Consider the following 23,264-nt stretch of genomic DNA (forward strand, 5'->3'; position numbering starts at 1 on the left):
AGCCCGGCCGGCTACGCCTCGCCGAACCAGTCCAGGGACTGTCCGTGCGGCCCGGTGAAGGCCACCGGCCGCTCGTCCAGGGCGAGCGCGAACAGCCCGGATCCGGCCGGGGCCGGTCGGGGCAGGCGCCGGGAGACGGTCGGCACCACGGAGACCGCCTCGTTGGAGATCCAGTGCCCGGGCAGCTCGCGCATGGTCACCGCGAACTCCTCCCGCGCCTCCGGCGGCAGGTACGCGAGCACGGCGCTGTGGAACACCACCGGCGTCGCCCCCGTCGGCACCCGCTCCACCAATTCCCGTACCGTCGCGTTGAGATCGCCGCGCACCAGCAGCGGCGGCTCGGCCCGGGCGACCCGGACGGCGCCGCGCAGTCGGTCCAGCCGGTGGGTCTGCTCCGGCCAGACCAGCGACTCCAGCCAGCGCATGTCCTCCTCGGCCCGGACATCCAGCGGGTTGAGGTCGACCCCGGCCCGCCACACCACCTCGGGCAGCCGCTCCGGCAGGAACGCGGGGAGCGGCACCGGCCCGCTCACCGCGCAGTCCAGCGTCACCGGGCTCGCCGCGTCGCCGAACTCGGCCGGCGGGGCGCCCACCCCGTCCGCGGGCAGGTAGCGGTAGCGGTACCGGTCCGGGTACAGGCAGAGCCCGGCCGAGGCGCCCACCTCGATCAGCGCGAGCGGCTGCGGCAGGGTCGCCAGCAGCGGCAGCAGGGTGGCGCAGCGGCCCGACTCGTTGGTCTGGGTCAGGCGCTCCAGCATGGTGGCCGACACCTCGTCCCAGAGGGCCGTCACCCAGTCGCGGAAGGCCGGCCAGCCCTCCGACACCGGCCCGCCCAGGTGCCGGACGGCACCGAACAGCAGGTTCGGCTGTCGCTTCACGGCCGGCAGCCCGTCCAGCATCGCGCACAACTGCCCGTCCTCGGCGAGGTGCTCGGCCAGGTCCTGGTAGATCGCGGAGTTGCCGCGAGCCTCTCGCTCCGCGAACGCGCGGTAGAGGTCCCCCGTATCGCTGTGCATCTCTCTTGCACCCTTTCGAGTGATCGAATCGGCACTGCCTACGCCCGCCCACCGCGCCCTCCGGCGCCCCTCCCGGCCGCGTTTCCCGCGGCCGGCACGCTGCCCCAGCGGTGGACAGCGCCGGCACCCCGCGCGCTGTCACCCCAGCATGCCGCCCATGTGCCCGTCCTCGGCGAGCAGCCGCCAGGAGCAGCCCGGCGAGGCGAAGGCTTCCGGGTCGACGGCCTCCACCAGCCGGTCCACCACCGTGCTCAGCAGTGACTGCGGGTCGAACACCGCCCAGGTGTCGTGGCCCCGGCCGTAGTCCCAGCGCTCCCACTCGGCGCGCAGCCGCTCGTACGTCCAGAGGGCGTAGAGCAGGGCGGACAGGTCGCGGTTCAGGTAGGCCTCGGGCTGGCCGTCGTCGTACCAGTCGGGCAGTTCGAGTCGGCCGGTGGCGCCGTCCAGGGCGATCGTGAGGTCCGTCGGCCAGTCCCCGAGGGCGATGAAGTCCCGCTGGTACGGGCGGTCCTCCTCGCCGTCGAAGTACTCCGGGTACGCCTCGCCCATGGTGACCAGCGGTTCCTCGCACACCCCGAACATCGCCCCGCCCAGCGGCAGCCCGACTTCGGTCAGCAGCCGCCGGGTCGGCTCGTGCACCAGGGCGGCGGGCAGGTACTCGGGCCGGAAGCGGTGCACCTGGCCGGGGCCGTCGTCCTCGTCCGTCAGCGCGGCGAGCTCCGCCACCAGCTCCGGTCCGACCTCGTACGCGGGCCCGCCCGGACCGCCCGGCAGCGCGCCCCAGCCCAGCGCGCGCACCAGCAGCGCGGTGCCCCAGTGCGCCGGTGGCGTGGAGTCGCTCGCGAACAGGCCCGGATCGACCTCCCGCATCCGCCGTTCGGCCTGCGCCATGACCTCGGCCACCACGGCCGGGCCGCGCCGCCCGTCCAGGGCCTCCGGCCGCCGGGCGGCCTCGGCGACCGCCTCGACCTCCCGTATCAGGCCGGCCAGCGTGGTCAGGTCGGAGGCCAGCGGATCCCGACGGGGGCCGCCGTTGTCCAGGAACACCTCACCGGTCGCCCCGTCCAGCAGCACCAGGTTGCCGACGGCGGCGAAGGGGGTGCAGTAGTCCGTCTCGCCGAGGACGAACAGCCGCTCCGCGTCCGCCGGGAACGGCCGCAGCACCCCGAACTCCAGGAACGCCCCCGCGGTCGGCAGCCCCTCCCGCGCCAGGAACTCCCGGCTCTCCGCGTGCACCACACCGTCCGGCAAACCCGCCACTTGCTCACACCCCACGAACCCCACCCTTCCCCGGCCCTGACCCCCAGACCCTAGCGGCCCGGCCCGACATCGCCGCGCGGGTTTCGGGGCACACCCCCGGTCCGGCTGCTACACCTCCAGCTCCTGAACCGTCGGCTCCCGCACCTCCGGCCCCTACGCCGCTGCCGCCTGCGTTCCTGCCGCCGGGTCCACGTTCCAGTGCGCGGGCAGGTCCGCGTCGCAGAAGGCGCAGGCGTAGTGCTCCTCGCGGACGAGGTTGCACGCGGTGCACCGGGGGCAGCGGCGGAAGACCGCCGCGTACGTGAAGGCACCCGGGTGCGGCAGGCCGACGCGGGTGAGGGCGGCGGTCACGGCGGGCCAGGAGGTGGTGTCGGGGCAGTAGCCGGTGGAGTGGTTGCTGATCGTCTCGACTTCCCAGCCCCCGCCCGACCGCCGGAACCCGATCTCTCCGGCGCTCAGCACCAACCGCCCGCCCGCGCAGGCCACGTGCTCGCTGCGGCGCGGGGCGAGCAGCAGCGCGCCGCCCAGGTCGACCACGAAGGTGAACGGCTCCGCCAGTTCCTCCGCCGTCCGTCCGTCCACCCAGGCGGTGAACTCGTCCGCCGTCCGGACCGGTCGGCCGCCGGGCCCGGCGGCCGACCGCAGTTCCGGCGGCCCGACGTACCGGTACGCCCGGCCGAAGCCGTCCGCGACCTCCGCGGCGATGCCCCGCTCGGTCAGCCGTACCTTCCAGTACGCCATCTCGACGGCTGTCCCGTGGAGCCCGAAGTCCCTGAGTTCGGCGAGGAGTTCACGGGTCCGCTGCAGGGAGGACGCCGAGCCCTCGCGGAGCGTCCGCAGGGCCGCCAGCGGGTCGGTGAGCGATCCGGCGAGTCGGAGCCGGGCCGGCCCGTGGGTGGTCAGCAGTGCCTCGCGGACGTCCTCCGGTACCGTCGCCGGGCCCCAGTACTCGCAGAGGGTGGTGCCGCAGTGCGGGCAGGAGCTGTCGGCGTCCCACCACAACTCCCGCCCGTGCATCAGGAACTGCCCGACGCTGCGGATGGCGGTGCCCCCGCAGGCCCCGCATCGGACGGTCATCTGCACACCCTGTTCCGCACCGGTCATGCCCGACACCCTACGGCGATCACCGGGCGTGGCAGGGCGCCGGGACGAGGCGCTCCCCGGACGAGCCGGAGGGCGGGCGAGTGGGTCAGGCGAGCCCGCCGGCCTTGCGGGCCCCCTGCTCCACCCGGTCGTGGTGGGCCTGCCACCAGTCCGCGTCGCCCTCGGCGGTGTTGATGCCGTCGGGGCGCTGGCCGATGGCGCCGTCCACGAGCTCGCGGACCAGGTCGGCGTGGCCGACGTGGCGGTGGCATTCGGCGATCATGTGGACGAGGACCCGGTGCAGGGTCTGCTCGGGGCGGTCGCCGAACGGGAGTCGGCCGGTCGCCTCCAGCGGCAGGGCCTCGATGGTGGCGTCCGAGTGCGCCCAGACCCGCCGGTAGCGCCCGACGATCTCCTGGGTGGTCTCGTCCGGCCGCGCCCACAGGTCGGCGTTCGGCTCGGTGTCGCCGGTGAACCACAGCGGGGTCGGCTCGGGGAAGGGGCGCCCGAAGGTGTCGCCGAAGTACATCGCCTCGGCTCCGGTGAGGTGCTTGACCAGGCCCAGCAGGTTGGTCCCGGTGGGGGAGAGCGGGCGGCGCAGGTCGTATTCGGAGAGGCCGTCGAGCTTCCAGAGCAGCGCGTCGCGGGCGTCCTGGAGGTAGATCCGGAGGTCGGTCTTGTCGTCCGTCACAGTCATGGGACCAGTCTGTTGATCGCCGGAGGCCTGTCCATCGATTTCCGGTGCCGGTCCGAGGTGTTCGACAGGTGCCCCCACAGGAAGAATTGACGTACCGTCAATCATCCCTGCGGGGGCGGAAGTCAGCGCACCACGTCGAAGACCTGCTTCTGCAGGCCGTTGCTGTAGACCTCGTGCTCGACCAGCTTCAGCTTCTGGGCGTCCTTGTCCGTGGTGCTGAACAGGCGCTTGCCCGCGCCGAGCAGCAGGGGGAAGACGATCAGGTGGTAGCGGTCGATCAGGCCGGCGTCCGAGAGGGCCCGGTTCAGGGCGGCGCTGCCGTGGACGATGATCGGGCCGCCCTCGGTCTCCTTCAGGGCGGCGACCTCGTCGAGCGAGCGCAGGATGCTGGTCTCGCCCCAGTTCGACACCAGGTCGTCGTTGGTGAGGGTGGTGGAGACGACGTACTTGGGCAGGGCCTTGTAGCGGGCGAATTCCGCCATGTCCGGCCACACCGGGCTGAACGCCTGGTAGCTGACCCGGCCCAGCAGCATCGCGCCGGCCTCCTCCTGCTCCCGGCCCTTGATCTCGAAGGCCTCGGGGACGAACTCGATGTCCTTGAAGGTCCATCCGGAGTTCCGGTAGCCGGGCTCGCCGCCGGGGGAGTCGACGACGCCGTCGAGCGAGATGAAGGCGGTGCTGATCAGGGTGCGCATCGGTGGTTCCTCTGTTCCTCGTTCTCGTGTCTGTTCGGGTGGTTCGGGCGCTCAGGCGTGGCACTCAGGTGTCCGGGCCAGCAAGGGCGCTCAGGCTCGGGCCTTCAGGCGAGGAGCCCGGTCAGCCACCGCTGCCAGGCGGCTTCGGCCTCCTCCGGCGCCGGGCCGAAGAGGTGGTGGAACATCAGCACCAGGCCGGAGCCGTGGTGGAAGGCGTAGAGCCCGTCGGCGGTGCGGACCTCGAAGCGCTCGTCGTCCGACCAGACCACCTCGCCGTCCAGTGGCGGCAGGCCGGCCGGTTCGGCGTGGGCCCGTGCGCCCACGGCGACCGGGAGGGGCAGTGACAGGGCGCCGGCGAGGACCGTCCGGACCTCCGGCTCCGGCCGTCCGGCGGACGGTGCCGCGGCGAAGACCGGGACGGCGGTGCGTCCCGGGAAGTGGGCGAGGTACTCGCGGAGCGTGTGGAGGTGGAAGGGCCAGCCGCGGCGCAGCGCGTCGTACTCGTCCTGCCAGTCGTCGCCGAGCAGGCCGCTGTGGACGACGCGGAGCACGGTGGAGCCGCCGTCCCGGCCCTCGATCAGGTACTCGAAGGCCATGAAGCGGCCGTCCTCGGCGGTGGCCGTGCGGGTGGCCAGGCGCTTGCCGGGTTCGTAGGCGGTGATCACCGCCTCTTCGCGGTGGCCTCCGGTCTCCATGGTGGCGGTGCCGCCTTCGCGCGGGTCCAGCTCGTTGCGGCCCATGAACCAGGAGTCGATCCCCGGCCCGGTGGCGATCGCCTCCCAGACCTGCTCCGGGCTCGCCGGCAGGGCGGTCTCCAGCTCGATCTCGAACGGGTGGGTCATCGTGGGTCCTCCTGTTCCGGGGCGGCCCCGGTCGTTTCTGCGGCGGTCCCGGCGGTCCCGGCGGTCCCGGCGGTCCCGGCGGTCCCGGCGGTCCCGGTCGTTTCTGCCGGGGTCCCGGCCGGCTCCGGCGCGGTGGCGGGCGGCGCCGCCTGCGCGGCCGCGGGGATCTGGTGGAGTCCGACGATCACCCGGTGGCTGCGGCCTCCGGGGGCGGACTCGTCGTGGTAGCGGCTGACGAGGGTCGCCACGGCCTGGGCCAGGTCCTCGGCGAAGGCGGTCCGGTCGGCCGCGGAGGCGAACCGCACCTGGGCGTCGATGCCGAAGGTGGCGACCCGCCGCCGGGCCCGGGCGGCGCCGGTCAGCAGGCTTCCGACCTCCTGCACCAGCCGGGAGCCCAGGGCCAGCAGCCAGCGGGCGGAGAGCTGGTCGGGGGAGCGGTCGGGGTCCGGGCTGACGGCGGCCAGGACGCCGGGGGAGATCACGTAGGAGGCCGCGGTGGCGCGGTACACCCGTTCGGTGACGTTGCCCTTGCGGCGCTCCTCGGCGAGTTCGACGAGTCCGTGCCGCTCCAGTTCCTTCAGGTGGTAGTTGACCTTCTGTCGGGGCAGGGCCAGGCGGCCGGCCAGCATGGCGGCCGAGCCGGGTTCGGCCAGGGCGGCGAGGATCCGGGCCCGGATCGGGTCCAGGGACGCCTCGGCCGCGGCGGGGTCTTCGATCACAGCGACGTCCAGCACCCCTCCAGGATCCGTCCGACAAAAAAATTTGTCAAGGAAAAAAGACTTGTCGGTAGCCCGGTCGGCCGAGTGATATCGCCCGTCCGGCCCCACGCCTCCGCCCGCCCGTCGGCCGCGCCTGCCGCGACCTGGCACGGAGAGTGACGGGAGGGGCTACCGGGTCGGACTTGAATCTTTACGAACGGATGTTCGATCCTGGGGTTGTGCCCGTTTTCGAATCTGTTTTCGAATCTACCGCCGAGCAGCCCGCACGACCCGTGCTCCGGCCGGTGGCGCTCCCGGCTGCCGTGCCGGGGGAGCCGGGCGACGGACAGGCGCAGGCCCGGGGCCTGCTGCCAGTGCCACCCGCGCTACGGGAGGTCCTGCCGGACGGCGGGCTGCGACGCGGCACCGCGGTGTCGGTGGCGGGCGGGGACACCGGGCTGCTGCTGGCGCTCGCCGCCGGGGTACGGGAGACCGAGGGCGGCTGGGCGGCGGCGGTCGGGCTGCCGGACCTCGGGCTGGCCGCCGCCGAGGGATACGGGCTGGACCTGCGCCGACTGCTGGTCGCGGACGACCCGGGGCCGCACTGGGCCGAGGTGGTGTCGGTGCTGGCCGGCGCGGTCGAACTGGTCATGCTGCGTCCGGACGGGCCGGTGCCGCCGAAGCTGGCCGCCCGGCTGGCGGCGGTACTGCGGCGCAGCGGCTGTGTGCTGCTGGTGGCCGGACCGTGGCCGGGCGCGGCGCTGCGGCTGGGAGTGCGGTCCGGGCGCTGGTTCGGACTGGGCGACGGCTACGGGCAGCTCGTCGGCCGGCAGGTCGAGGTGGTGGCCGAGGGCCGCGGCTCGGCGGTGCGCGGCCGGACCGCCCGGCTCTGGCTGCCGGACGAGCACGGCGCGGTGCGCCCGCTTCAGGAACGGCCGCTCCTGGAACGTCCATTCCAGGAACGCCCATTCCAGGAAAGCTCGTTCCAAGAGCGTCCGGCCCAGGAGCAGCCGCAGCTGCAGCTGCAGCCCGTGACGGAACCGGCGGCACCACACGTCGCGGCGGTGGTCTGAGATGCCCGGGAACGAGTGGTCCGAGGTGCCCGGGAACGAGGTGTCCAGGGGCGAGGTGCCCGGGAGCGAGCTGTCCGGGACCGCCGAGGACCGAACCCCCCGGGTGCTCGTGGTCTGGTGCCCGGACTGGCCGGTGGCGGCCGTCACCGGCGACGACCCGGTGGCGGTGACCGAGGGCGGGCGGATCCTCGCCTGCTCGGCGGGCGCCCGGGCGGCCGGGGTGCGGCAGGGGCAGCGGCTCAAGCTGGCCCAGCGGCTCTGCCCGGAGCTGGAGCTGCGCGATCGCGACCCGGAGGCGGAGACCCGCCGCTTCGAGCCGGTGGTCGCGGCGGTGGAGGCGTTCACACCCCGGGTGGAGGTGATCCGTCCCGGTCTGTGCGCGATCCCGGTGAAGGGTCCGGGCCGCTACTTCGGCGGCGAGGAGGCGCTGGCCGCCAAGGTCCGTACGGCGGTGGCGGACGCTCTCGGGCGGCCGCCCGTCCCGGACGCCGTCCCGGGCGCGGTGACCCCCCGGGCCCCCAAGACCCCGGCGACCCCCAAGACCCCGGCGACCCCCAAGACCCCGGCGACCCCCGAGACCCCTGACGCAGCGCCGCCGAACACCCCCCACGCCCAGGTCGGTGTCGCCGACGGCCTGTTCGCCGCCGTGCTGGCCGCCCGTGCCGGGGTGCTGGTCCCGGCGGGCCGGACGGCGGAGTTCCTCTCCCCGTACCCGGTGAGCGCGCTGGGCGACGAGGCGCCGGCCGAGCTGCTCGGGCGGCTCGGCCTGCCCACCGTCGGGGCGTTCGCCGCGCTGCCGCCCGAGGCGGTCGCGGACCGTTTTGGCCCGTCCGGGACGGCCGCGCACCGGCTGGCCCGCGGGTTGCAACCGCGCCCGCTGGTGCCGCGCGACCAGGAGCCGGACCTCGCCGTCGAGCAGCGCTTCGACCCGCCGGAGCCACTGGCCGAGCCGCTGGTGTTCGTCGCCCGCACGCTGGCCGAGGCGTTGCACCGGCGGCTGGCCGGGGCCGGGCTGACCTGCCGCCGGGTGGCCGTCGAGGTGGCCTGCGCGGACGGCCGGACGGCCTCCCGGCTGTGGCGCCACGAGGGCCGGCTGTCGGCGACGGCGCTGGCCGAGCGGGTCCGCTGGCAGCTGCAGGCCTGGCAGGGTGCGGGCGTCTTCGCGGCCGCCGACGAGGGCCCCGACACCGGTTTCGTCCTGCTTCGCCTGGCGCCCGACGGCCTCTCCCCGGACCAGGGCCGCCAGTTGGCGCTGTGGGGCCAGGCCGTCGCCGACGACCGGGTGGAGCGTGCGGTCGCCCGGGTGCAGGCGGTGCTCGGGCACGCCGGGTTGCGCCGGATCGAACCGGCCGGGGGGCGCGGGCCGGGGGAGCAGGCGGTCAAGGTGCCGTGGGGCGAGCCGTACGGGGCGGCGGTGCCGGCCGACGCGCCCTGGCCGGGGCGGCTGCCGGAGGTGTGGCCGGCTGTGGTGCTGCGGGAGCCCACGCCGGTGCGGGTGCTGGATGAGGCCGGGCTGCCGGTCACGGTGGACGGCCGGGCGGGGGTGTCGGCCCGGCCGGCCCTGGTCGTGGTCCGGGGGCGGGAGGAGCCGGTGGACGGCTGGACCGGGCCCTGGCCGGCGGTCGAGTACTGGTGGGACCAGGCGCTCGCCCGCCGCCGGGCGCGGTTCCAGGTCGTGGTGGGCGGCGGCCGGGCGTTGCTGCTCACCGTGGAGGGGGGTGCGTGGTACCTGGAGGCCGGCTACGACTAGCGGCCCCGGGGCCCGAAAGCCGGAGCCCGAAAGCCGGAACCCGGAGCAGGGGGGAGCAGGACGAGCACGAGAACGACGAAGGCGACCCCCGATGGGCTTCACCAGCCACCCCACCCTCCCCTGGAGCGAGCTGCACCGCCGACTGACCGGCGCGGCGCCGGACCGTACGCCCGCGGCGCCGGACCGTACGGTCATCCCGCTGCGCCGCCCCGGTCCGGAGGACCCCCCGGCCGCTCCGAAGAGCTCCGCCGAACCCTGGGCCGAGCTGCACGTCCACTCCGCCTTCAGCTTCCTGGACGGCGCCAGCGACCCGGAGGACCTGGTCGCCGAGGCGGCCCGGCTGGGTGTGGAGACCCTCGCGATCACCGATCACGACGGCCTGTACGGCGCCGTCCGGCTCGCCGAGGCGGCCCGGGGCACCGGTGTGGCCACCGTGTTCGGCGCCGAGCTGACCCTCCGCCACGAAGCGGCCGGACACTCCCCGGGGGCGACCGGACACCCGGAGCGCGAGCACCCGGAGCGCGAGCACCTGGAGACCGAGCACCTGCTGGTCCTCGCCCGCGACCCGGCCGGCTACCGCCGCCTCTCCGCCGCGATCGCCGCCGCCCAGCTGGCCGGCGGCGCGAAGGGCCGCCCGGTGTACGACCTCGCGGCGCTGGCCCAGGCGCACGGCGGCCACTGGGCGGTGCTCACCGGCTGCCGCCTCGGCCGGGTCCCCGCCGCCCTCGCCGGGAAGCGCGGCGCCGATCCGGGCGCGGCCGAGCAGCGACTGCGCACCCTCACCGAGGCGTTCGGCCGCGAGAACGTGTACGTCGAACTGATCGACCAGTGGCTGCCCGGCGACGACCGGCGCAACGACGCCCTCGCCGCGCTCGCCGCCGGGCACGGGCTGACCGCCGTCGCCTCCACCAACGCCCACCACGCCGGCCCCGCCCAGGGCCGCCTCGCGCAGAGCCTCGCCGCGCTGCACGAGCGCCGGACCCTGCAGGACGCGGTGGGCTGGACCCGGGCGGCCGGCACCGCGCACCTGCGCTCGGGCCGCGAGATGGCCGGTCGGCTGGCCCGCTTCCCGGGCGTGCAGCGGGCCACCGTCGAACTCGGCCGGGCCTGCGCCTTCGACTTCGCCGCACTGGACCCGGAGCTGCCGGGCTTCCCCGTCCCCGAGGGCGGGACCGAGATCGGCCACCTGCGCGCCCTGGTCGCGTCCGGCGGCCCGGCCCGCTTCGGCCCCGGCAACGCCGCCGCCCGCCGCCAGCTCGCCAAGGAGCTGGACGTGATCGAGGACCTCGACCTGGCCGGCTACTTCCTGATCGTGCACGACATCGTGGACTTCTGCCGGAGCCGGGAGATCTGGTGCCAGGGCCGCGGCTCGGCCGCCAACTCCGCGGTCTGCTACGCCCTCGGGATCACCGCCGTCGACCCGATCCACTACAAGCTGCTGTTCGAACGCTTCCTCTCCACCGCCCGGGACGGGCCGCCCGACATCGACCTGGACATCGAGAACCGCCGCCGCGAGGAGGTCATCCAGTACGTCTACGGCCGTTACGGGCGCGAGCACGCCGCGCAGGTCGCCAATGTGATCACCTACCGGCCCCGGCTGGCGATCCGCGACGCCGCCCGGGTGCTCGGCTACCCGCAGGGGCAGGTGGACGCGTTCAGTCGGCAGACCGACTTCCGCTCCGCCCCCGGCGCGGACGCCGTCATCCCCGCCGACGTGCTCTCGCTCGCCACCCAACTCCACGGCCTGCCGCGCCACTTGGGCATCCACTCGGGCGGCATGGTGCTCACCAAGGAGCCGATCGGCGAGATCTGCCCGACCGAGTGGGCCCGGATGCCCGGGCGCTCCGTCCTGCAGTGGGACAAGGAGTCCACCGCCGGTGCCGGATTGGTGAAGATCGACCTGCTCGGCCTCGGCATGCTCGCCGCACTGCACGACGCCTGTGACCTGGTCGCGGAACACCACGGCCTGCGCCACGACCTGGCCACCATCCCGGACGACGACAAGGGCGTGTACGCGATGCTGCGCCGGGCCGACACCGTCGGCGTGTTCCAGGTCGAGTCCCGCGCGCAGATGGCGACCCTGCCCCGGCTCAAGCCGGACCACTTCTACGACCTGGTGGTCGAGGTCGCACTGATCCGCCCCGGCCCGATCCAGGGCGGATCCGTCCACCCGTACCTGCGCCGCCGCGCCGGGGCGGAGCCGCCCGGCTGCCCGCACCCGCTGATGGAGAACGCGCTCGGCAAGACCCTCGGGGTGCCGCTGTTCCAGGAGCAGATGATGCAACTCGCCATCGACTGCGCCGGGTTCAGCCCCGCCGAGGCCGACCGGCTGCGGCAGGCGATGGGCGCCAAGCGCTCGCACGAGCGGGTCGCCCGGCTGCGCGAGCGGCTGCTGGGCGGGATGGCCGAGCGCGGCATCCCGCCGGAGGTCGCCGAGGACGTCTACGGCAAGATCGAGGCCTTCTCCAACTACGGCTTCCCGGAGAGCCACGCGATCAGCTTCGCCTACCTGGTGTACGCCAGCGCCTGGCTCAAGTACCACTTCCCCGCGGCCTTCACCTGCGCCCTGCTGGCCAACCAGCCGATGGGCTTCTACTCGCCGCTCAGCCTGGTCGCGGACGTCCGGCGGCACGGCGTGCGGGTGCGCGGGGTGGACGTCAACGCCAGCGGGGCGCGCCCCACCCTGGAGCCGTACCGGGGGCCGACCCCGAAGCCGCCGCTGACCGCCGGCCGCCCGCAGCCGGCCATCCGGCTCGGCCTGGAGACCGTCCGAGGCATCGGCACCCCGCAGGCCGAGACGATCGTGGCCGGACAGCCGTACGCCGACCTGGAGGACTTCGCCCGCCGCACCGGCCTGCCCGCGCCCGTCCTGGAGGCACTGGCGACGGCGGGCGCCTTCGACTGCTTCGGTCTGACGAGACGTCAGGCGCTGTGGACCGCAGGGGCGTTCGCCGGGATCTCGGCCGAACTGATCCCCGGCACCACGCCCGGCACCGAGGCGCCGGACCTGCCCGGCATGAGCCCGGTCGAGGAGACCATCGCCGACCTGTGGGCCACCGGAACCTCCGCCACCAGCCACCCGCTCCAGCACCTGCGCACCCAGCTGGAACGCGGCGGAGCGCTGTCGGCCGCCCAGCTCCCGGACGTGCCACCGGGGACGGCGGTGGTGATCGGCGGCCTGGTCACCCACCGGCAGCGGCCGCCGACGGCCGGCGGGGTGCTCTTCCTCAGCCTGGAGGACGAGACCGGCCTGATCAACGTGATCTGCAACCGCCCGGTCTGGGAGTCCCAGCGCCGCACCGCCCTGGACCGGGCCGGACTGCTGGTCCACGGCCACATCGAGCGCGACCGGGGTGCCACCAACCTGATCGCCACCCGGCTCACCCCGCTGCGGATCGGCCTCTGATCGGCCCACCGAACGGATCGGTTCACCGAACGGATCGGTTCACCGAACGGATCGGTTCACCGAACGGATCGGTTCACCGAACGGATCGGCTCCCCGAATGCATCAGCCCGCCGGGTAGCCGATCTCCGCGAGGTCCTCGGCCAGTTCGTCCAGGTCCGTCTCCGCGTTGAGCGCCGCCACCACGGCCGGGGTGAGCGGGCGCAGCGCCAGGACGTGCCCGATCGCGGTGAGGTCCAGCGCCTGCTCCGGCTCGAAGTAGTCCTCGGCCCACTCCCGGTAGGCCTCGGCCGACCCGTTGGCGAGCAGCTCGAACAGGTGGTCCGCGCCGCGCTCGGCCGCCGCACCCCGCCAGGAGTCGTCGCCCTCGCCGCGCCAGAAGCAGCGGGTGACCGTCGGCCCGTCCTCGTCTCCGAGGGCGGGCTCCTCGGCGAAGCGGCGGAACTCCTCGGGCACGGCCGCGAGCAGCTCCGGGGCGTTGGGCGCCTCGTGGTCGAAGGCCCGCCCGTAGGCGCCGACGGGGGAGAAGATCACGCACCAGTCGTCGCCCTGGCCGTTGCGCATCGAGGCCAGCTCCTCGCCCTCGTCCCAACGGGAGTCGAAGGAGTGGTACCGCGACTCCCAGTCGTCCGGGCTGAGGATCGCGTCGAGCATGGCGAGGCCGCGGCAGCGGTCGCGCAGGGCAGGGACGTCGGGCAGGCGGCTGAGCAGGTCGTTCATGCCCGCCATTGTCCCCGAAAGGCCCGATACCCCTGACGGCCGGGGCCGTTCAGGCGCCGGAGGCCGGCTGCCGCCCCTTGCCGGGAGGCCCCGCGAAGGTCTGGGCGATCGGCAGCCAGGCGGTGGCGACCGGGCCGGTGGCGGTCAGGGCCAGGTCGTCGCGGTGGCGGCGCTGGGTCACCAGCAGGCAGAAGTCCAGGGCGGGGCCGGTGACCACGTCCGTGGCGTCGGCCGGTCCGAGGGGCCACGAACTCCCGTCGGGGGCGGTCAGTTCGAGCCGGACCGGGGCCTCCGGCGCGGGTAGCCCGTGTGCGGCGAAGGCGAAGCCCAGGGTGCGCAGGCCCAGATGGGCGATGTGCCGCAGCCGGTCGGTGGGCTCCCGGGCCGCGCCGAGGGCGTCCGCGACGTCCTGGCCGTGCGCCCAGGTCTCCATCAGCCGGGCGGTGACCATCGAGGTGGGCTTCATCGGCGGGCCGAACCAGGGCAGCCGGACGTCGGCGGGGGCGGCGGCCAGGGCGGCCTGCACCTCCTCCCGGCCGGTGCGCCAGCGGTCGAGCAAGGCGTCGGGCTCGGCGGCCGCGCCCTCCCGGGCACCCTCCTCGACGGGGTCGGCCCCGGCGGCCAGGAGCTCGGTGAAGCGGCCGCCGAGCGAGGCGGTGAAGCCCTCCGGGTCGCGGGCGGCCAGCGCGGTCCAGCCGTCGGTCCAGGCCAGATGGGCGATCTGGTGTGCGACCGTCCAGCCTTCGGCGGGGGTCGGCCGGGCCCAGTCCTCGGCCGGCAGTCCGGCCACCAGCGCGTCCAGGACGGCGGTCTCGGCCCGCAGGTCGGCCAACAGGCCGCGCAGGACCGCGTTCGGGTCGGTCATCGTCTTCCCTCCGGGGCACGGCAGTTGCTACCCGTCGGTAGCCTGCGCCCGCACCCTATGCCCGGCGGGCCGACGGCGTCCGCCACTCCACGAAACACCCACGTCAGGACTCTCGCCACCGGCCGTACCGCGTGTGACAATTCCGCGATGACCAGGGCTGCGGACTCCCTCGCCGCTGCGCGACCCGTCGACGACGCCGCGCGACCCGAAGGCGACCCCGACGTCGCCGTGCGGGCCGCTGAGCTGGTGCGGGACGCCGTGCTCGGCGACCTCGCGCGGCGGGTGGTGGCGGAGTGCGGCGTGGACGTCGGGCTGGTCGGGGTGCCGGAGCCGCTGCCCGGGCGTGGGAAGGGCGGCGAGGGCATGGTGCTGCGCCACTGGGCCGGCACCCGGGCGGACCTGCTGCACAACGTGGCGGTTCCGGCCGGGCTCGGTCTCGGCGGACGCGCGCTCGCCGAGCGCGCGCCCACCTGGGTGCCCGACTACCGTGCGGCGACGACCATCTCGCACCAGTACGACCCGGCCGTCGCCGCCGAGGACCTGTACGCGATGCTGACCGTCCCGCTGATGGACGGCGACACCGTGCACGGCGTGGTGTACGCCTCGGTGCGCGCCGTCGTCCCGTTCGGGGACGTCCGGATCTCCGCCGTCGGCACCTTGGCCCGGGCCGCCGCCCGGGCGCTCGCCGGGGCCGCCGCCTGGAGCCGCGCCAAGCCCCGGCCGGCCGCCCCCGTGCGGCCGTTGACCCCGCGCGAGCACGAGGTGCTGCGCTGGGCGGCGACCGGCCGGACCAACCCGGAGATCGCCGCCCGACTGGGCCTGACCTGCAACACCGTGACCGGCTACCTCAAGTCCGCGATGCACAAGCTCGGTGTCCGCAACCGGACCGAACTCGCCCTGGCGGCCAGGGAATCAGGCCTCGTCCACTGAGTCGCTGCCAAGCCGCTGCCGAGCCGCCGCCGAGCCGCCGCACCAGGTGGGCCGCCGGATCACGTGAGCCGCCGGATCAGTTGACCTGGCGCTCCCGCCCGGTCCAGTACGGCTCGCGCAGCCGGAACTTCTGCAGCTTCCCGGTGGCGGTGCGCGGCAGCGCGTCCCGGAACTCCACCGAGGTGGGCGACTTGTAGCCGGCCAGCCGCTGCTTGCAGTGCGCGATCAACTCGGCTTCGCTGACCGGCCCGTGGCCCTCCCGGAGGACCACCAGCGCCTTCACCGTCTCGCCCCACTTCTCGTGCGGCACCCCGATCACCGCGGCCTCGGCGACTGACGGGTGGCTGTACAGGCAGTCCTCCACCTCGATCGAGGAGACGTTCTCCCCGCCGCTGATGATGACGTCCTTCTTCCGGTCCGAGATGGTCAGTTGGCCGTCCACGAGGGTGCCGCCGTCGCCGGTGTGGAACCACTCGTCGCGCAGCGCCTCGGCGGTCGCCTCCGGCTGCTGCCAGTAGCCGTCCAGCACGGTGTTGGAGCGCACGAGCACCTCGCCCTGGCCGTCGACCCGCAGCTGGGTGCCGAGCGCCGGGGCGCCGGCCTGCACCAGCTTCTCGGCCCGCTCGGCCGCCGGCAGCGCGTCCCACTCGGCCCGCGAGCGGTTCACCGTGACGATCGGCGCGGTCTCGGTCAGGCCGTAGAGCTGCATGAACTCCCAGCCCAGCTGCTCCTCGACCTGCTGGACCACCGAGGTCGGCGGCGGGGCGCCGGCCACGATCATCCGCACCCGGTCGCGGCCCGGCACCGGGCCGTCCCAGTCGGCGGCCGCGTCCAGCACCATCTGGACCACGGCGGGCGCACCGGACAGGAAGGTCACCCCGTGCCGCTCGACCCGGCGCAGGATCTCCGCGCCGTCCACCTTGCGCAGCACGATGTGCCGGGCGCCGAGCCCGGTAAGGGAGAACGGCAGGCCCCAGCCGTTGGCGTGGAACATCGGCAGGGTGTGCAGGTAGACGTCCCGGTCGTTGGCGCCGTAGTGCAGGCCCATCAGCGTCGCGTTCAGCCAGACGTTGCGGTGGGTGAGCTGAACGCCCTTGGGGCGGGCGGTGGTTCCGCTGGTGTAGTTGATGGTGGCGGTGTCGTTCTCGGAGACCGCGTACCGCCGGGGGGAGTTGTCGAAGTCGTACAGCAGGGCGTCGCTGTCCGCGCCGATCACGAACTTGTGCTTGGCCACCACCCCGCTCAGCGCGTCGGCGAGTTCGGGGTCGACCAGGAGGACGGAGGCGCCGCTCTGCTCGACGATGTACGACACCTCCTCGGCCTTCAGCCGGAAGTTCACCGGCACCAGCACCCGGCCGTGCCCGCTCACGCCGAAGAAGGAGGTGAGCAGCCGCGCCGAGTTGTGCGAGACGACCGCGACCCGCTCGCCGGGCCCGACGCCCAGCCGGTCCAGCCCGGCCGCCTGGGCCCGGGCGAGTTCGGCGACACGGCGGTAGCTCAGCTCGCCCCAGGATTCGGCAGGCTGCACCGGCTCGTCGACGATGCCGACCCGGTCGCCGTAGACCAGCTCGGCCCGGTCGAGGAAGTCCATCACGGAGAGTGGAATCTGCATGCGCCTACTGTCCTCTCCCACCTGCTCCCTGCACACCCCCGATCGGGGGTGTCACCCTTCCGCAGCACCTCCGGTCGCCGTCGGGGCGGTCGCTCCGGTCGCTTCGGGAGCGGCCGCCAGGGCCGCCGCCAGCCGGTCCCGCGCCTCGGTCTGGGCGGCGATCCGGCGCTCAAGCACCGCCAGCCGCTCCCGGGCGACCGCCAGCACCCGCTCGGACGGCCGGTTCGCCAGCACGTCCCCGTCCAGGCAGCCGAGCAGCGGCCGGACGTCGTCCAGAGTGAGCCCGGCACCCACCAGCGCGCGGATGTTGCGCACCCGGGCGGCCGCCGACTCCGCGTAGTCGCGGTAGCCGTTCGGCTCGCGCTCGGAGTCGATCAGCCCGGCCTGCTCGTAGTGCCGCAGCGCCCGGACCGTCGCGCCCGTCGCCCGCGCCAGCTCGCCGATCCGCACCCGTACGGCCCCCATCGTCCCTGCACCGGGCATCGCTTCACCGGTCGTCACTGCACCAGCGCGCCCCCGTCGACGGACAACACTACGCCGGTCACGAACGAGGCCTGCGGCGAGGCGAGTTGCACGATCGCCCAGGCCACCTCCGCCGGGTGGCCGATCCGGCCCAACGGGGTGTGCGCGAGCTGCCAGGCCCGCAGCGCCGCCAGCCGCTCGGGGCCGTGCCCCGCGTGCTCGCCGATGGGCGTCTCGATCGCCCCCGGTGCCACCGCCACCACCCGGACCCCGCGCGGGGCCAGCTCCACCGCCCAACTGCGGGTCACCGTCTCCAGTGCGGCCTTGCTCGCCGCGTACACCGAGCCGGAGGGCCAGCCGCGCTGCCCGACGGCGGTGCTGACGTTGACCACCACGCCCCGGCTGTGCGCCAACGCCGGCAGCGCGGCCTGCCCGAGCAGCACCGGGGCGACCAGGTTGGTGGCCAGCAGCGCCTCGACGCCGTCCCGGGTGTACCCGCCGAGCTGCCCGCCGCTGCCGGTGATGCCCGCGTTGTTGACCAGTACGTCCAGCCGCCCGAACCGTTCCAGCGCCGCCCGGACGATCGCCTCCGGCGCGTCCGGCCCGGTCACGTCGACGGCCAGCGGTTCGATCAGCGACGGGTACGCGGCTGCCGTCTCTGCCAGCGGCTCCGGCCGCCGCCCGACCGCCAGCACCCGCGCCCCTTCGGCCGCGAAGGCCCGCGCGGTCTCCCGCCCGATCCCCGTTCCGGCGCCGGTGACCACCACGCCCCGACCCTCTGCTGCGTTCACAGTGTCCATGGGGCAACCCTCCGACCCTGCCGCCAGCGGCAGGGTCAAGCGGGAGTGTCGGAGCCGACCGTCAGAATGCGGCGCATGACCGACCACGACACCGTGCCCGCACCCGTACCCGCACCCGCTGCCGAGGAGGACACCCCGCTGACCGTCCGGGCCGCCGCCCACGGCCTGCCAGTGGTGCGGCGCGGCGTTGTCCCGCCGAACGTCCGGGAGGCGTACGCCCGCTCCCTGGCCGGGGGACAGGAGCCGAGCCCTCCACTTGCTGAGCCCGACGCGAACAACGGGCCCGCAGCGCCTGCCGAGCCGCCGCCCGCCTGCTAGGAAGGTCGCAACGCACGGTCAACCACCTACGGGGAGAACACCCATGAGCGACCAACGGCCCGAGAGCCTCTACGACGCCGTCGGCGGCATCGACGCCCTGCGCCGCCTCAGCCACACCTTTTACCGGGGCGTCCTCGCCGACCCGCTGCTCGCGCCCGTCTTCGCCGACTTCACCCCCACCCACATCGAGCACGTCGCCGTCTGGCTGGCCGAGGTCTTCGGCGGCCCGACCGCCTTCACCGACGAGCTCGGCGGCCACCAGGCCCTGCTGCACGCCCACCTGGGCCTGGAGATCACCGAGGAACAGCGGCTGCGCTGGATGGAGCTGATGGCCGAGGCCGTCCGCCAGGAGCTGCCGGCCGACGAACTGCTGCGCCGCCGGGTGCTGGAGTACTTCGACTGGGGCACGAAGATCGCCGAGGATGTCTCCGCCTCCCCGGCCGGCACCGACCTCGGCGAGCCCGGCCCGACCCCGCGCTGGAACTGGGAGGGGCTGGAGAAATGACCGTCACCGCGCACCCGACGGCCGACGGCCTGCAGCTGCGCCCCTTCGAGGACGCCGACGCGCCGGCCCTGATCGAGGCCTACCGGGACGAGACGCTGCGCCGCTTCACCCGCAACCCGGTGGACAGCGCCGAAGGGGCCGCGCACTGGCTGGCCGCGCAGCACGAGGGCCGCGCGGCCGGCACCCGGTACGCCTTCGCCGTCCTGGACGCCGGCGAGCTGGTCGGCAACGTCGTGCTCAAGCGCGGCACCCCGGGCGGGGAGACGGCCGAGGTGGGGTACTGGACGGCGGGCCCGGCGCGCGGCCGGGGCGTGGCCCCGCGCGCGGTGGAGGCCCTCACCGCCTGGGCCTTCGCCGCCTTCGCCGAGGACGGCCTGTGTCGGATCGACCTGCTGCACGAGGGCGACAACCACGCCTCGTGCCGGGTCGCGGAGAAGAGCGGCTACGCGTTCACGGAGGTCGTCCCGGCCTTCCCGCCGTACCCGAGGGACGGCCACCGGCATTCCCGGAAACGGCTGGACGGATCCGGACGACGCAGTTCAGAGTAGGGCGCATGGCTTCTCTGGCACGGCATGTGACGATCGACTGCGCCGACCCGCACGCCCTGGCCACGTTCTGGGCGCAGGCACTGGACGGCACCCTGGGCGAGGACGACAACCCGGGTGACGAGGAGGCACTGGTGGACTCGGCCGGCGCCTCGCTGCTGTTCATCCGGGTGCCCGACGGGAAGTCGGCGAAGAACCGGGTCCACCTCGACCTGCAGCCGCAGGACCGCAGCCGGGACGAGGAGGTGGAACGCCTGGTCGCCCTGGGCGCCACCGTGCTGGCCGACCGCCGCACCCCGGACGGCAAGGGCTGGTTCACCCTGGCCGACCCCGAGGGCAACGAGTTCTGCGTCGAGCGCAGCAAGGCCGAGCGCGCCGCCACCGGGGACGCGTAGCCGTCCGGCTGTACCGGCCACTGGCCCATGGCCGCCCGTCAGTCCCACGAGGACGTGCGCGGGCGGCCGTTCCGTTCTCTCGGCCGTTCCTTCGGCCGCTCGTCGAACGCAGCTGCGCCAAGCCGTCACACGACAGGCCCAAGCCCCGGGCCGGCGCCGGGGATCCGCCCGATAATCGACCCTGTCCGACGCCCTTCGGCACACACAGCCCCCACCGAGCCACCAGGCAGGTACCCCATGGCCAGGATCGCCGTGATCGGCGCCAACGGCAGCATCGGCAGTGCGGTCGTCGCGGAGGCGGCGGCACGTGGCCACGAGGTCACCGCCGTGGTCCGGGATCCGGACCGCTACCGGGGCGGGGCCGCCGCCGTGGAGCGCGGGGACGTGCTGGACCCAGCGGACGTGGCCCGGGTGGCGGCCGGCCGCGACGTCCTGGTGAGCGCCGTCGGCGGCGGTGACGGCCCGGGCCACCTGGCGCTGATCGAGCCCGCCGCCCACGCCCTGGTCGAGGGCCTGCGCAGGCTCGACGGCGCGGCGCCCCGGCTGATCGCGGTCGGCGGTGCGGGCAGTCTGGAGACCGCGCCGGGCGTGCGGGTCTGGGACACCCCGGGGCTGCCCGAGACGGTCCTGCAGATCATGCACGCGCACGGCGCGGCGCTGGACTACTACCGGACGGTCTCCGACCTCCGTTGGACGGTGCTCAGCCCGGCCGCCGAGATCGGCCCGGGGGAGCGGACCGGCCGCTACCGCACCGGCCTGGAGCAACTGCTCACCGACGCCGAGGGGCGCAGCCGGATCTCGGTGCCGGACTACGCGGTCGTCCTGGTGGACGAGATCGAGCAGCCCGAGCACATCGGCGAGCGCTTCACCTGCTGCTCGCTGTGATCCGTTGCTGCTCGCTGTGATCCGTCGAGTCCGTTCAGCCCAGCTGGATCGAGCGCTTGGCCAGTCCCATCCAGAACCCGTCGATGACGCTGCGCTGGCTGTCCAGGTCGGCCTCGCCGGCGCCGAGGGTGACGAACAGCGGGGCGAAGTGCTCGGTGCGCGGGTGGGCGAGCCGCCCGGCGGGGGCCTTGTGCTCGAAGTCGAGCAGTGCGTCCAGGTCGTGGGCGGCCAGGGCGCGCCGGCCCCAGTCGTCGAACTCGGCCATCACCGAGGTGACCCGGCCGTCGTTGCTGAGTGCCCGCAGGTTGTGGGTGAAGAAGCCGCTGCCGACGATCAGCACGCCCTCGTCGCGCAGCGGGGCGAGCTTGCGGCCGAGCTCCAGCAGCCGCTGCGGGTCGAGGGTGGGCAGCGAGACCTGGAGCACCGGGACGTCGGCGTCCGGGTACATCTCCACCAGGGGGACGTACGCGCCGTGGTCGAGTCCGCGGTCGGGGATGTCCTGGACGGGCGTGCCGGGGGCGCGCAGCAGCTTGCGCACGCGCTCGGCGAGCTCCGGCGCGCCGGGGGCGGCGTACCGGACCCGGTAGTAGTGCTCGGGGAAGCCCCAGAAGTCGTAGACCAGCGGTGTGGTGGTGACGGCGCCGAGGGCGAGCGGCGCCTCCTCCCAGTGGGCGGAGACCATCAGCACGGCCTTGGGCCGGGGCAGGTCGGCGGACCAGGCGGCCAGCTCGCCCGGCCAGATCGGGTCGTCGGCCAGCGGCGGAGCGCCGTGCGACAGGTACAGAGCGGGCATGCGCTCGGGGGCCGCGGTGCTCATGGCGTCCTCCTCGGGACCGGTGGGACCGTTCGTCCGATGGTAGTTCAAATTTGAACGTCTACTCCGATCGACGGTACACCTTTGTTCGAATTTGAACAACAGGAGTAGGCTTCATCCATGTCCTCACTGAACGAACCCCGCTGGCTGGACCCGGACGAGATGGCCGCCTGGCGGGGCTTCGTCACCGCGAGCAACCTGCTGAACCGCCGGCTGGAGCGCCAGCTCAAGGAGGACTCCGGCCTCTCGCACCAGCAGTACGAGATCCTGGTGCACCTGTCCGCCGCCCCCGGCGACTCGCTGCGGATGACCGAACTCGCCGACAAGCTGGTCACCTCCAAGAGCGGCCTGACCTACCAGGTCACCCAGCTGGAGCGGATGGGCCTGGTCTCCCGCCGCTCCTGTCCCAGCGACGTACGCGGCGTCTTCGCCGAACTCACCGACCAGGGACGGGAGATGCTGCGCCAGGCCGCGCCCGGGCACGTCGCCCTGGTCCGCGAGCTGCTGATCGACGTGCTCACCCGCGACCAGCTGGCCGTCCTCGCCGAGGGTCTCGGCGAGGTCAGCGCCCGGCTGCGCCTGGACGAAACCCCCTAGTCTTCCTCGGGCACCCAAGGCCCCCCGAGGCCCGCGGCCCGCTCCCGCAGCAGCTCCCGCTCCCGCTCGTTGCGGGTCAGTTCCGCCGCCCGCTCGAACTCCGCCCGGGCCTCGTCCGCCCGCCCCAGCCGGGCCAGCAGATCGCCCCGCACGCTCGGCAGCAGGTGGTAGCCGCGCAGCGCCGGCTCCGCCGCCAACGCGTCCACCAACTCCAGTGCGGCGGCCGGACCCCGGGCCATCGAGACGGCCACCGCCCGGTTCAGCGCCACCACCGGGGACGGCGACAGCGCCAGCAGCCGCTCGTACAGTGTGGCGATGGTCGCCCAGTCGGTGTCCGCGTAGCGCCGCGCCTTCGCGTGGCAGGCGGCGATCGCGGCCTGCACCGAGTACGGCCCGGTACCCGCCCGCTGCAGGGCGTCGAAGCCGCGCCGGATCAGCAGCCCGTCCCAGCGGGCCCGGTTCTGGTCCGCCAGCAGCACCGGCCGGCCGTCCGGGCCGGTCCGGACGGCCGTGCGCGAGGCCTGGAACTCCAGCAGCGCGGCCAGCCCGTGCACCTCCGGCTCGGCCGGCATCAGCGCGGCCAGCACCCGGGCCAGCCGCAGCGCGTCCTCACACAGCTGGGGGCGGAGCAGGTCGTCCCCCGTCGTCGCCGAGTACCCCTCGTTGAAGATCAGATAGATGACCTCCAGCACCGACGACAGCCGCCGCGCCCGGTCCTCCCCGTACGGCACCTCGAACGGCACCGCCGCCTTCGCCAGCGCCCGCTTCGCCCGGACGATCCGCTGCGCCACCGTCGGCTCGGGCACCAGGAAGGCGCGGGCGATCTCCGGGGTGGTCAGCCCGCCGAGCAGTCGGAGGGTGAGGGCGATCCGCGCCTCCGCCGACAGGACCGGGTGGCAGGCGGTGAAGATCAGCCGCAGCAGGTCGTCGTCGATGTCGTCCGGCTCGACCGGCTCCGGGGGCGCCACGTCCTCCGCCGACCGCCCCACCTCGGCGAGTTTGCGGGCGTAGACCTCCCGGCGGCGGACCAGGTCGATCGCCCGGTGCTTGGCGGTGGCCGTCAGCCAGGCGCCCGGATTGTCCGGGACGCCCTCCTGCGGCCACCGCTCCAGCGCGGCCACCAGCGCGTCCTGCGCCAGCTCCTCGGCGATGCCCACGTCCCGGACGATCCGGGCCACCCCGGCGATGATCCGCGCGGACTCGATCCGGAACACCGTCTCGACGGCCGCCGCCGCGGTCCTGGCTGGCGCAGCGCCGTCCGGCGTAGTGCCGTTCGTCGTAGTGCCGCCCGGCGTAGTG

Annotated in this window: 24 protein-coding genes; 10 read left to right on the forward strand and 14 right to left on the reverse strand. The window is 74.4% G+C overall.

Annotated elements, in window-relative coordinates; genetic code table 11:
- Window positions 1-11 precede the first annotated feature (11 nt).
- The 7 genes from ACZ52R_RS24770 to ACZ52R_RS24800 form a co-directional block, all read right to left on the reverse strand.
- Entirely contained in the window at window positions 12-1,016 is a 1,005-nt protein-coding gene (locus tag ACZ52R_RS24770) for a DUF2332 domain-containing protein (RefSeq protein ID WP_465754153.1), read from the reverse strand.
- 138 nt (window positions 1,017-1,154) lie between these two features.
- Window positions 1,155-2,276: an SUKH-4 family immunity protein gene (locus tag ACZ52R_RS24775; RefSeq protein WP_465754154.1), complete on the reverse strand. Its 1,122-nt coding sequence runs from the start codon at window positions 2,274-2,276 to the stop codon at window positions 1,155-1,157.
- Window positions 2,277-2,429: 153 nt separating this feature from the next.
- Window positions 2,430-3,380 (reverse strand): hypothetical protein, encoded by a 951-nt coding sequence (locus ACZ52R_RS24780; protein WP_465754155.1) that lies wholly within the window; start codon window positions 3,378-3,380, stop codon window positions 2,430-2,432.
- An 85-nt stretch (window positions 3,381-3,465) separates the two neighbouring features.
- Window positions 3,466-4,056, reverse strand: coding sequence for a DinB family protein (locus ACZ52R_RS24785; protein WP_360508003.1), 591 nt, complete (start codon window positions 4,054-4,056; stop codon window positions 3,466-3,468).
- 122 nt (window positions 4,057-4,178) lie between these two features.
- On the reverse strand, window positions 4,179-4,751 hold the full coding sequence (locus ACZ52R_RS24790) for a dihydrofolate reductase family protein (protein WP_360508005.1): 573 nt from the start codon (window positions 4,749-4,751) through the stop codon (window positions 4,179-4,181).
- 104 nt (window positions 4,752-4,855) lie between these two features.
- Entirely contained in the window at window positions 4,856-5,593 is a 738-nt protein-coding gene (locus tag ACZ52R_RS24795; protein WP_465754156.1) for an SRPBCC family protein, read from the reverse strand.
- Window positions 5,590-6,327, reverse strand: a complete 738-nt coding sequence (locus tag ACZ52R_RS24800; protein ID WP_465754157.1) for an ArsR/SmtB family transcription factor — start codon at window positions 6,325-6,327, stop codon at window positions 5,590-5,592. The genes ACZ52R_RS24795 and ACZ52R_RS24800 overlap by 4 nt, the downstream gene beginning before the upstream one ends.
- A 269-nt stretch (window positions 6,328-6,596) precedes the next feature.
- Between ACZ52R_RS24800 and ACZ52R_RS24805 the strand changes: the two genes are divergently transcribed.
- The 3 genes from ACZ52R_RS24805 to ACZ52R_RS24815 all read left to right on the forward strand — a co-directional run bounded on the left by ACZ52R_RS24805 (window position 6,597) and on the right by ACZ52R_RS24815 (window position 12,520).
- The gene (locus ACZ52R_RS24805) at window positions 6,597-7,364 is read left to right on the forward strand and encodes a hypothetical protein (RefSeq protein ID WP_465754158.1); all 768 of its coding nucleotides are present in this window, start codon (window positions 6,597-6,599) and stop codon (window positions 7,362-7,364) included.
- Window position 7,365: 1 nt separating this feature from the next.
- Window positions 7,366-9,114: a DNA polymerase Y family protein gene (locus ACZ52R_RS24810; protein WP_465754159.1), complete on the forward strand. Its 1,749-nt coding sequence runs from the start codon at window positions 7,366-7,368 to the stop codon at window positions 9,112-9,114.
- Between the two features lie 91 nt (window positions 9,115-9,205).
- Window positions 9,206-12,520: an error-prone DNA polymerase gene (locus ACZ52R_RS24815; protein ID WP_465754160.1), complete on the forward strand. Its 3,315-nt coding sequence runs from the start codon at window positions 9,206-9,208 to the stop codon at window positions 12,518-12,520.
- 102 nt (window positions 12,521-12,622) lie between these two features.
- Here the strand turns inward: ACZ52R_RS24815 and ACZ52R_RS24820 are convergent, their stop codons facing one another.
- The gene (locus tag ACZ52R_RS24820; protein WP_465754161.1) at window positions 12,623-13,237 is read right to left on the reverse strand and encodes a hypothetical protein; all 615 of its coding nucleotides are present in this window, start codon (window positions 13,235-13,237) and stop codon (window positions 12,623-12,625) included.
- Window positions 13,238-13,286: 49 nt separating this feature from the next.
- A complete protein-coding gene (locus tag ACZ52R_RS24825) occupies window positions 13,287-14,102 on the reverse strand; it encodes a TIGR03084 family metal-binding protein (RefSeq protein ID WP_360508025.1) in 816 nt (271 codons plus the stop codon).
- Window positions 14,103-14,249: 147 nt separating this feature from the next.
- On the opposite strand from ACZ52R_RS24825, the gene ACZ52R_RS24830 reads away from it, so the two are divergent.
- A complete protein-coding gene (locus ACZ52R_RS24830) occupies window positions 14,250-15,032 on the forward strand; it encodes a helix-turn-helix transcriptional regulator (protein WP_465618708.1) in 783 nt (260 codons plus the stop codon).
- A 76-nt stretch (window positions 15,033-15,108) separates the two neighbouring features.
- Here the strand turns inward: ACZ52R_RS24830 and ACZ52R_RS24835 are convergent, their stop codons facing one another.
- The 3 genes from ACZ52R_RS24835 to ACZ52R_RS24845 are packed head-to-tail and all read right to left on the reverse strand — an operon-like array spanning window position 15,109 to window position 17,906.
- Window positions 15,109-16,644 carry an AMP-binding protein gene (locus tag ACZ52R_RS24835; RefSeq protein ID WP_465618710.1) on the reverse strand — a complete coding sequence of 512 codons (1,536 nt, stop codon included), beginning with the start codon at window positions 16,642-16,644 and terminating at the stop codon, window positions 15,109-15,111.
- A 51-nt stretch (window positions 16,645-16,695) separates the two neighbouring features.
- Entirely contained in the window at window positions 16,696-17,094 is a 399-nt protein-coding gene (locus tag ACZ52R_RS24840) for a MerR family transcriptional regulator (protein ID WP_465618796.1), read from the reverse strand.
- 47 nt (window positions 17,095-17,141) lie between these two features.
- Window positions 17,142-17,906, reverse strand: a complete 765-nt coding sequence (locus tag ACZ52R_RS24845; protein ID WP_465618712.1) for an SDR family NAD(P)-dependent oxidoreductase — start codon at window positions 17,904-17,906, stop codon at window positions 17,142-17,144.
- Between the two features lie 75 nt (window positions 17,907-17,981).
- Here ACZ52R_RS24845 and ACZ52R_RS24850 point away from each other — a divergent pair, with 75 nt between their 5' ends.
- From ACZ52R_RS24850 to ACZ52R_RS24870, 5 genes are all read left to right on the forward strand, one after another.
- Entirely contained in the window at window positions 17,982-18,224 is a 243-nt protein-coding gene (locus ACZ52R_RS24850; protein WP_465754162.1) for a hypothetical protein, read from the forward strand.
- Between the two features lie 43 nt (window positions 18,225-18,267).
- Window positions 18,268-18,729 carry a group II truncated hemoglobin gene (locus ACZ52R_RS24855; RefSeq protein ID WP_465618716.1) on the forward strand — a complete coding sequence of 154 codons (462 nt, stop codon included), beginning with the start codon at window positions 18,268-18,270 and terminating at the stop codon, window positions 18,727-18,729.
- Complete coding sequence (locus tag ACZ52R_RS24860) at window positions 18,726-19,277, forward strand: GNAT family N-acetyltransferase (protein WP_360508042.1); 552 nt, start codon at window positions 18,726-18,728, stop codon at window positions 19,275-19,277. Before ACZ52R_RS24855 ends, ACZ52R_RS24860 begins: the two co-directional genes overlap by 4 nt.
- A 5-nt stretch (window positions 19,278-19,282) precedes the next feature.
- Complete coding sequence (locus tag ACZ52R_RS24865; RefSeq protein ID WP_465618718.1) at window positions 19,283-19,669, forward strand: VOC family protein; 387 nt, start codon at window positions 19,283-19,285, stop codon at window positions 19,667-19,669.
- A gap of 237 nt (window positions 19,670-19,906) precedes the next feature.
- The gene (locus ACZ52R_RS24870) at window positions 19,907-20,554 is read left to right on the forward strand and encodes an NAD(P)-dependent oxidoreductase (protein WP_465754163.1); all 648 of its coding nucleotides are present in this window, start codon (window positions 19,907-19,909) and stop codon (window positions 20,552-20,554) included.
- Window positions 20,555-20,588: 34 nt separating this feature from the next.
- On the opposite strand, the gene ACZ52R_RS24875 is transcribed toward ACZ52R_RS24870, so the two are convergent.
- The gene (locus ACZ52R_RS24875) at window positions 20,589-21,371 is read right to left on the reverse strand and encodes a dioxygenase family protein (RefSeq protein WP_465618722.1); all 783 of its coding nucleotides are present in this window, start codon (window positions 21,369-21,371) and stop codon (window positions 20,589-20,591) included.
- 126 nt (window positions 21,372-21,497) lie between these two features.
- Between ACZ52R_RS24875 and ACZ52R_RS24880 the strand changes: the two genes are divergently transcribed.
- Window positions 21,498-21,965, forward strand: coding sequence for a MarR family winged helix-turn-helix transcriptional regulator (locus tag ACZ52R_RS24880; protein ID WP_465618798.1), 468 nt, complete (start codon window positions 21,498-21,500; stop codon window positions 21,963-21,965).
- Here the strand turns inward: ACZ52R_RS24880 and ACZ52R_RS24885 are convergent.
- Window positions 21,962-23,179, reverse strand: a complete 1,218-nt coding sequence (locus ACZ52R_RS24885; protein WP_465754164.1) for an RNA polymerase sigma factor — start codon at window positions 23,177-23,179, stop codon at window positions 21,962-21,964. The two genes, ACZ52R_RS24880 and ACZ52R_RS24885, sit on opposite strands and share 4 nt — an antisense overlap.
- Window positions 23,180-23,264 lie beyond the last annotated feature (85 nt).

The organism is Kitasatospora sp. NPDC034023 (genome assembly GCF_055575795.1).

Coding starts and splice junctions, on each gene's coding strand:
- ACZ52R_RS24860 (WP_360508042.1), top strand. CDS start 18,726: ATGACCGTCACCGCGCACCCGACGGCCGACGGCCTGCAGCTGCGCCCC.
- ACZ52R_RS24790 (WP_360508005.1), bottom strand. CDS start 4,751: ATGCGCACCCTGATCAGCACCGCCTTCATCTCGCTCGACGGCGTCGTC.
- ACZ52R_RS24825 (WP_360508025.1), bottom strand. CDS start 14,102: ATGACCGACCCGAACGCGGTCCTGCGCGGCCTGTTGGCCGACCTGCGG.
- ACZ52R_RS24850 (WP_465754162.1), top strand. CDS start 17,982: ATGACCGACCACGACACCGTGCCCGCACCCGTACCCGCACCCGCTGCC.
- ACZ52R_RS24865 (WP_465618718.1), top strand. CDS start 19,283: ATGGCTTCTCTGGCACGGCATGTGACGATCGACTGCGCCGACCCGCAC.
- ACZ52R_RS24820 (WP_465754161.1), bottom strand. CDS start 13,237: ATGAACGACCTGCTCAGCCGCCTGCCCGACGTCCCTGCCCTGCGCGAC.
- ACZ52R_RS24870 (WP_465754163.1), top strand. CDS start 19,907: ATGGCCAGGATCGCCGTGATCGGCGCCAACGGCAGCATCGGCAGTGCG.
- ACZ52R_RS24845 (WP_465618712.1), bottom strand. CDS start 17,906: ATGGACACTGTGAACGCAGCAGAGGGTCGGGGCGTGGTGGTCACCGGC.
- ACZ52R_RS24795 (WP_465754156.1), bottom strand. CDS start 5,593: ATGACCCACCCGTTCGAGATCGAGCTGGAGACCGCCCTGCCGGCGAGC.
- ACZ52R_RS24780 (WP_465754155.1), bottom strand. CDS start 3,380: ATGACCGGTGCGGAACAGGGTGTGCAGATGACCGTCCGATGCGGGGCC.
- ACZ52R_RS24830 (WP_465618708.1), top strand. CDS start 14,250: ATGACCAGGGCTGCGGACTCCCTCGCCGCTGCGCGACCCGTCGACGAC.
- ACZ52R_RS24810 (WP_465754159.1), top strand. CDS start 7,366: ATGCCCGGGAACGAGTGGTCCGAGGTGCCCGGGAACGAGGTGTCCAGG.
- ACZ52R_RS24770 (WP_465754153.1), bottom strand. CDS start 1,016: ATGCACAGCGATACGGGGGACCTCTACCGCGCGTTCGCGGAGCGAGAG.
- ACZ52R_RS24785 (WP_360508003.1), bottom strand. CDS start 4,056: ATGACTGTGACGGACGACAAGACCGACCTCCGGATCTACCTCCAGGAC.
- ACZ52R_RS24815 (WP_465754160.1), top strand. CDS start 9,206: ATGGGCTTCACCAGCCACCCCACCCTCCCCTGGAGCGAGCTGCACCGC.
- ACZ52R_RS24835 (WP_465618710.1), bottom strand. CDS start 16,644: ATGCAGATTCCACTCTCCGTGATGGACTTCCTCGACCGGGCCGAGCTG.
- ACZ52R_RS24855 (WP_465618716.1), top strand. CDS start 18,268: ATGAGCGACCAACGGCCCGAGAGCCTCTACGACGCCGTCGGCGGCATC.
- ACZ52R_RS24875 (WP_465618722.1), bottom strand. CDS start 21,371: ATGAGCACCGCGGCCCCCGAGCGCATGCCCGCTCTGTACCTGTCGCAC.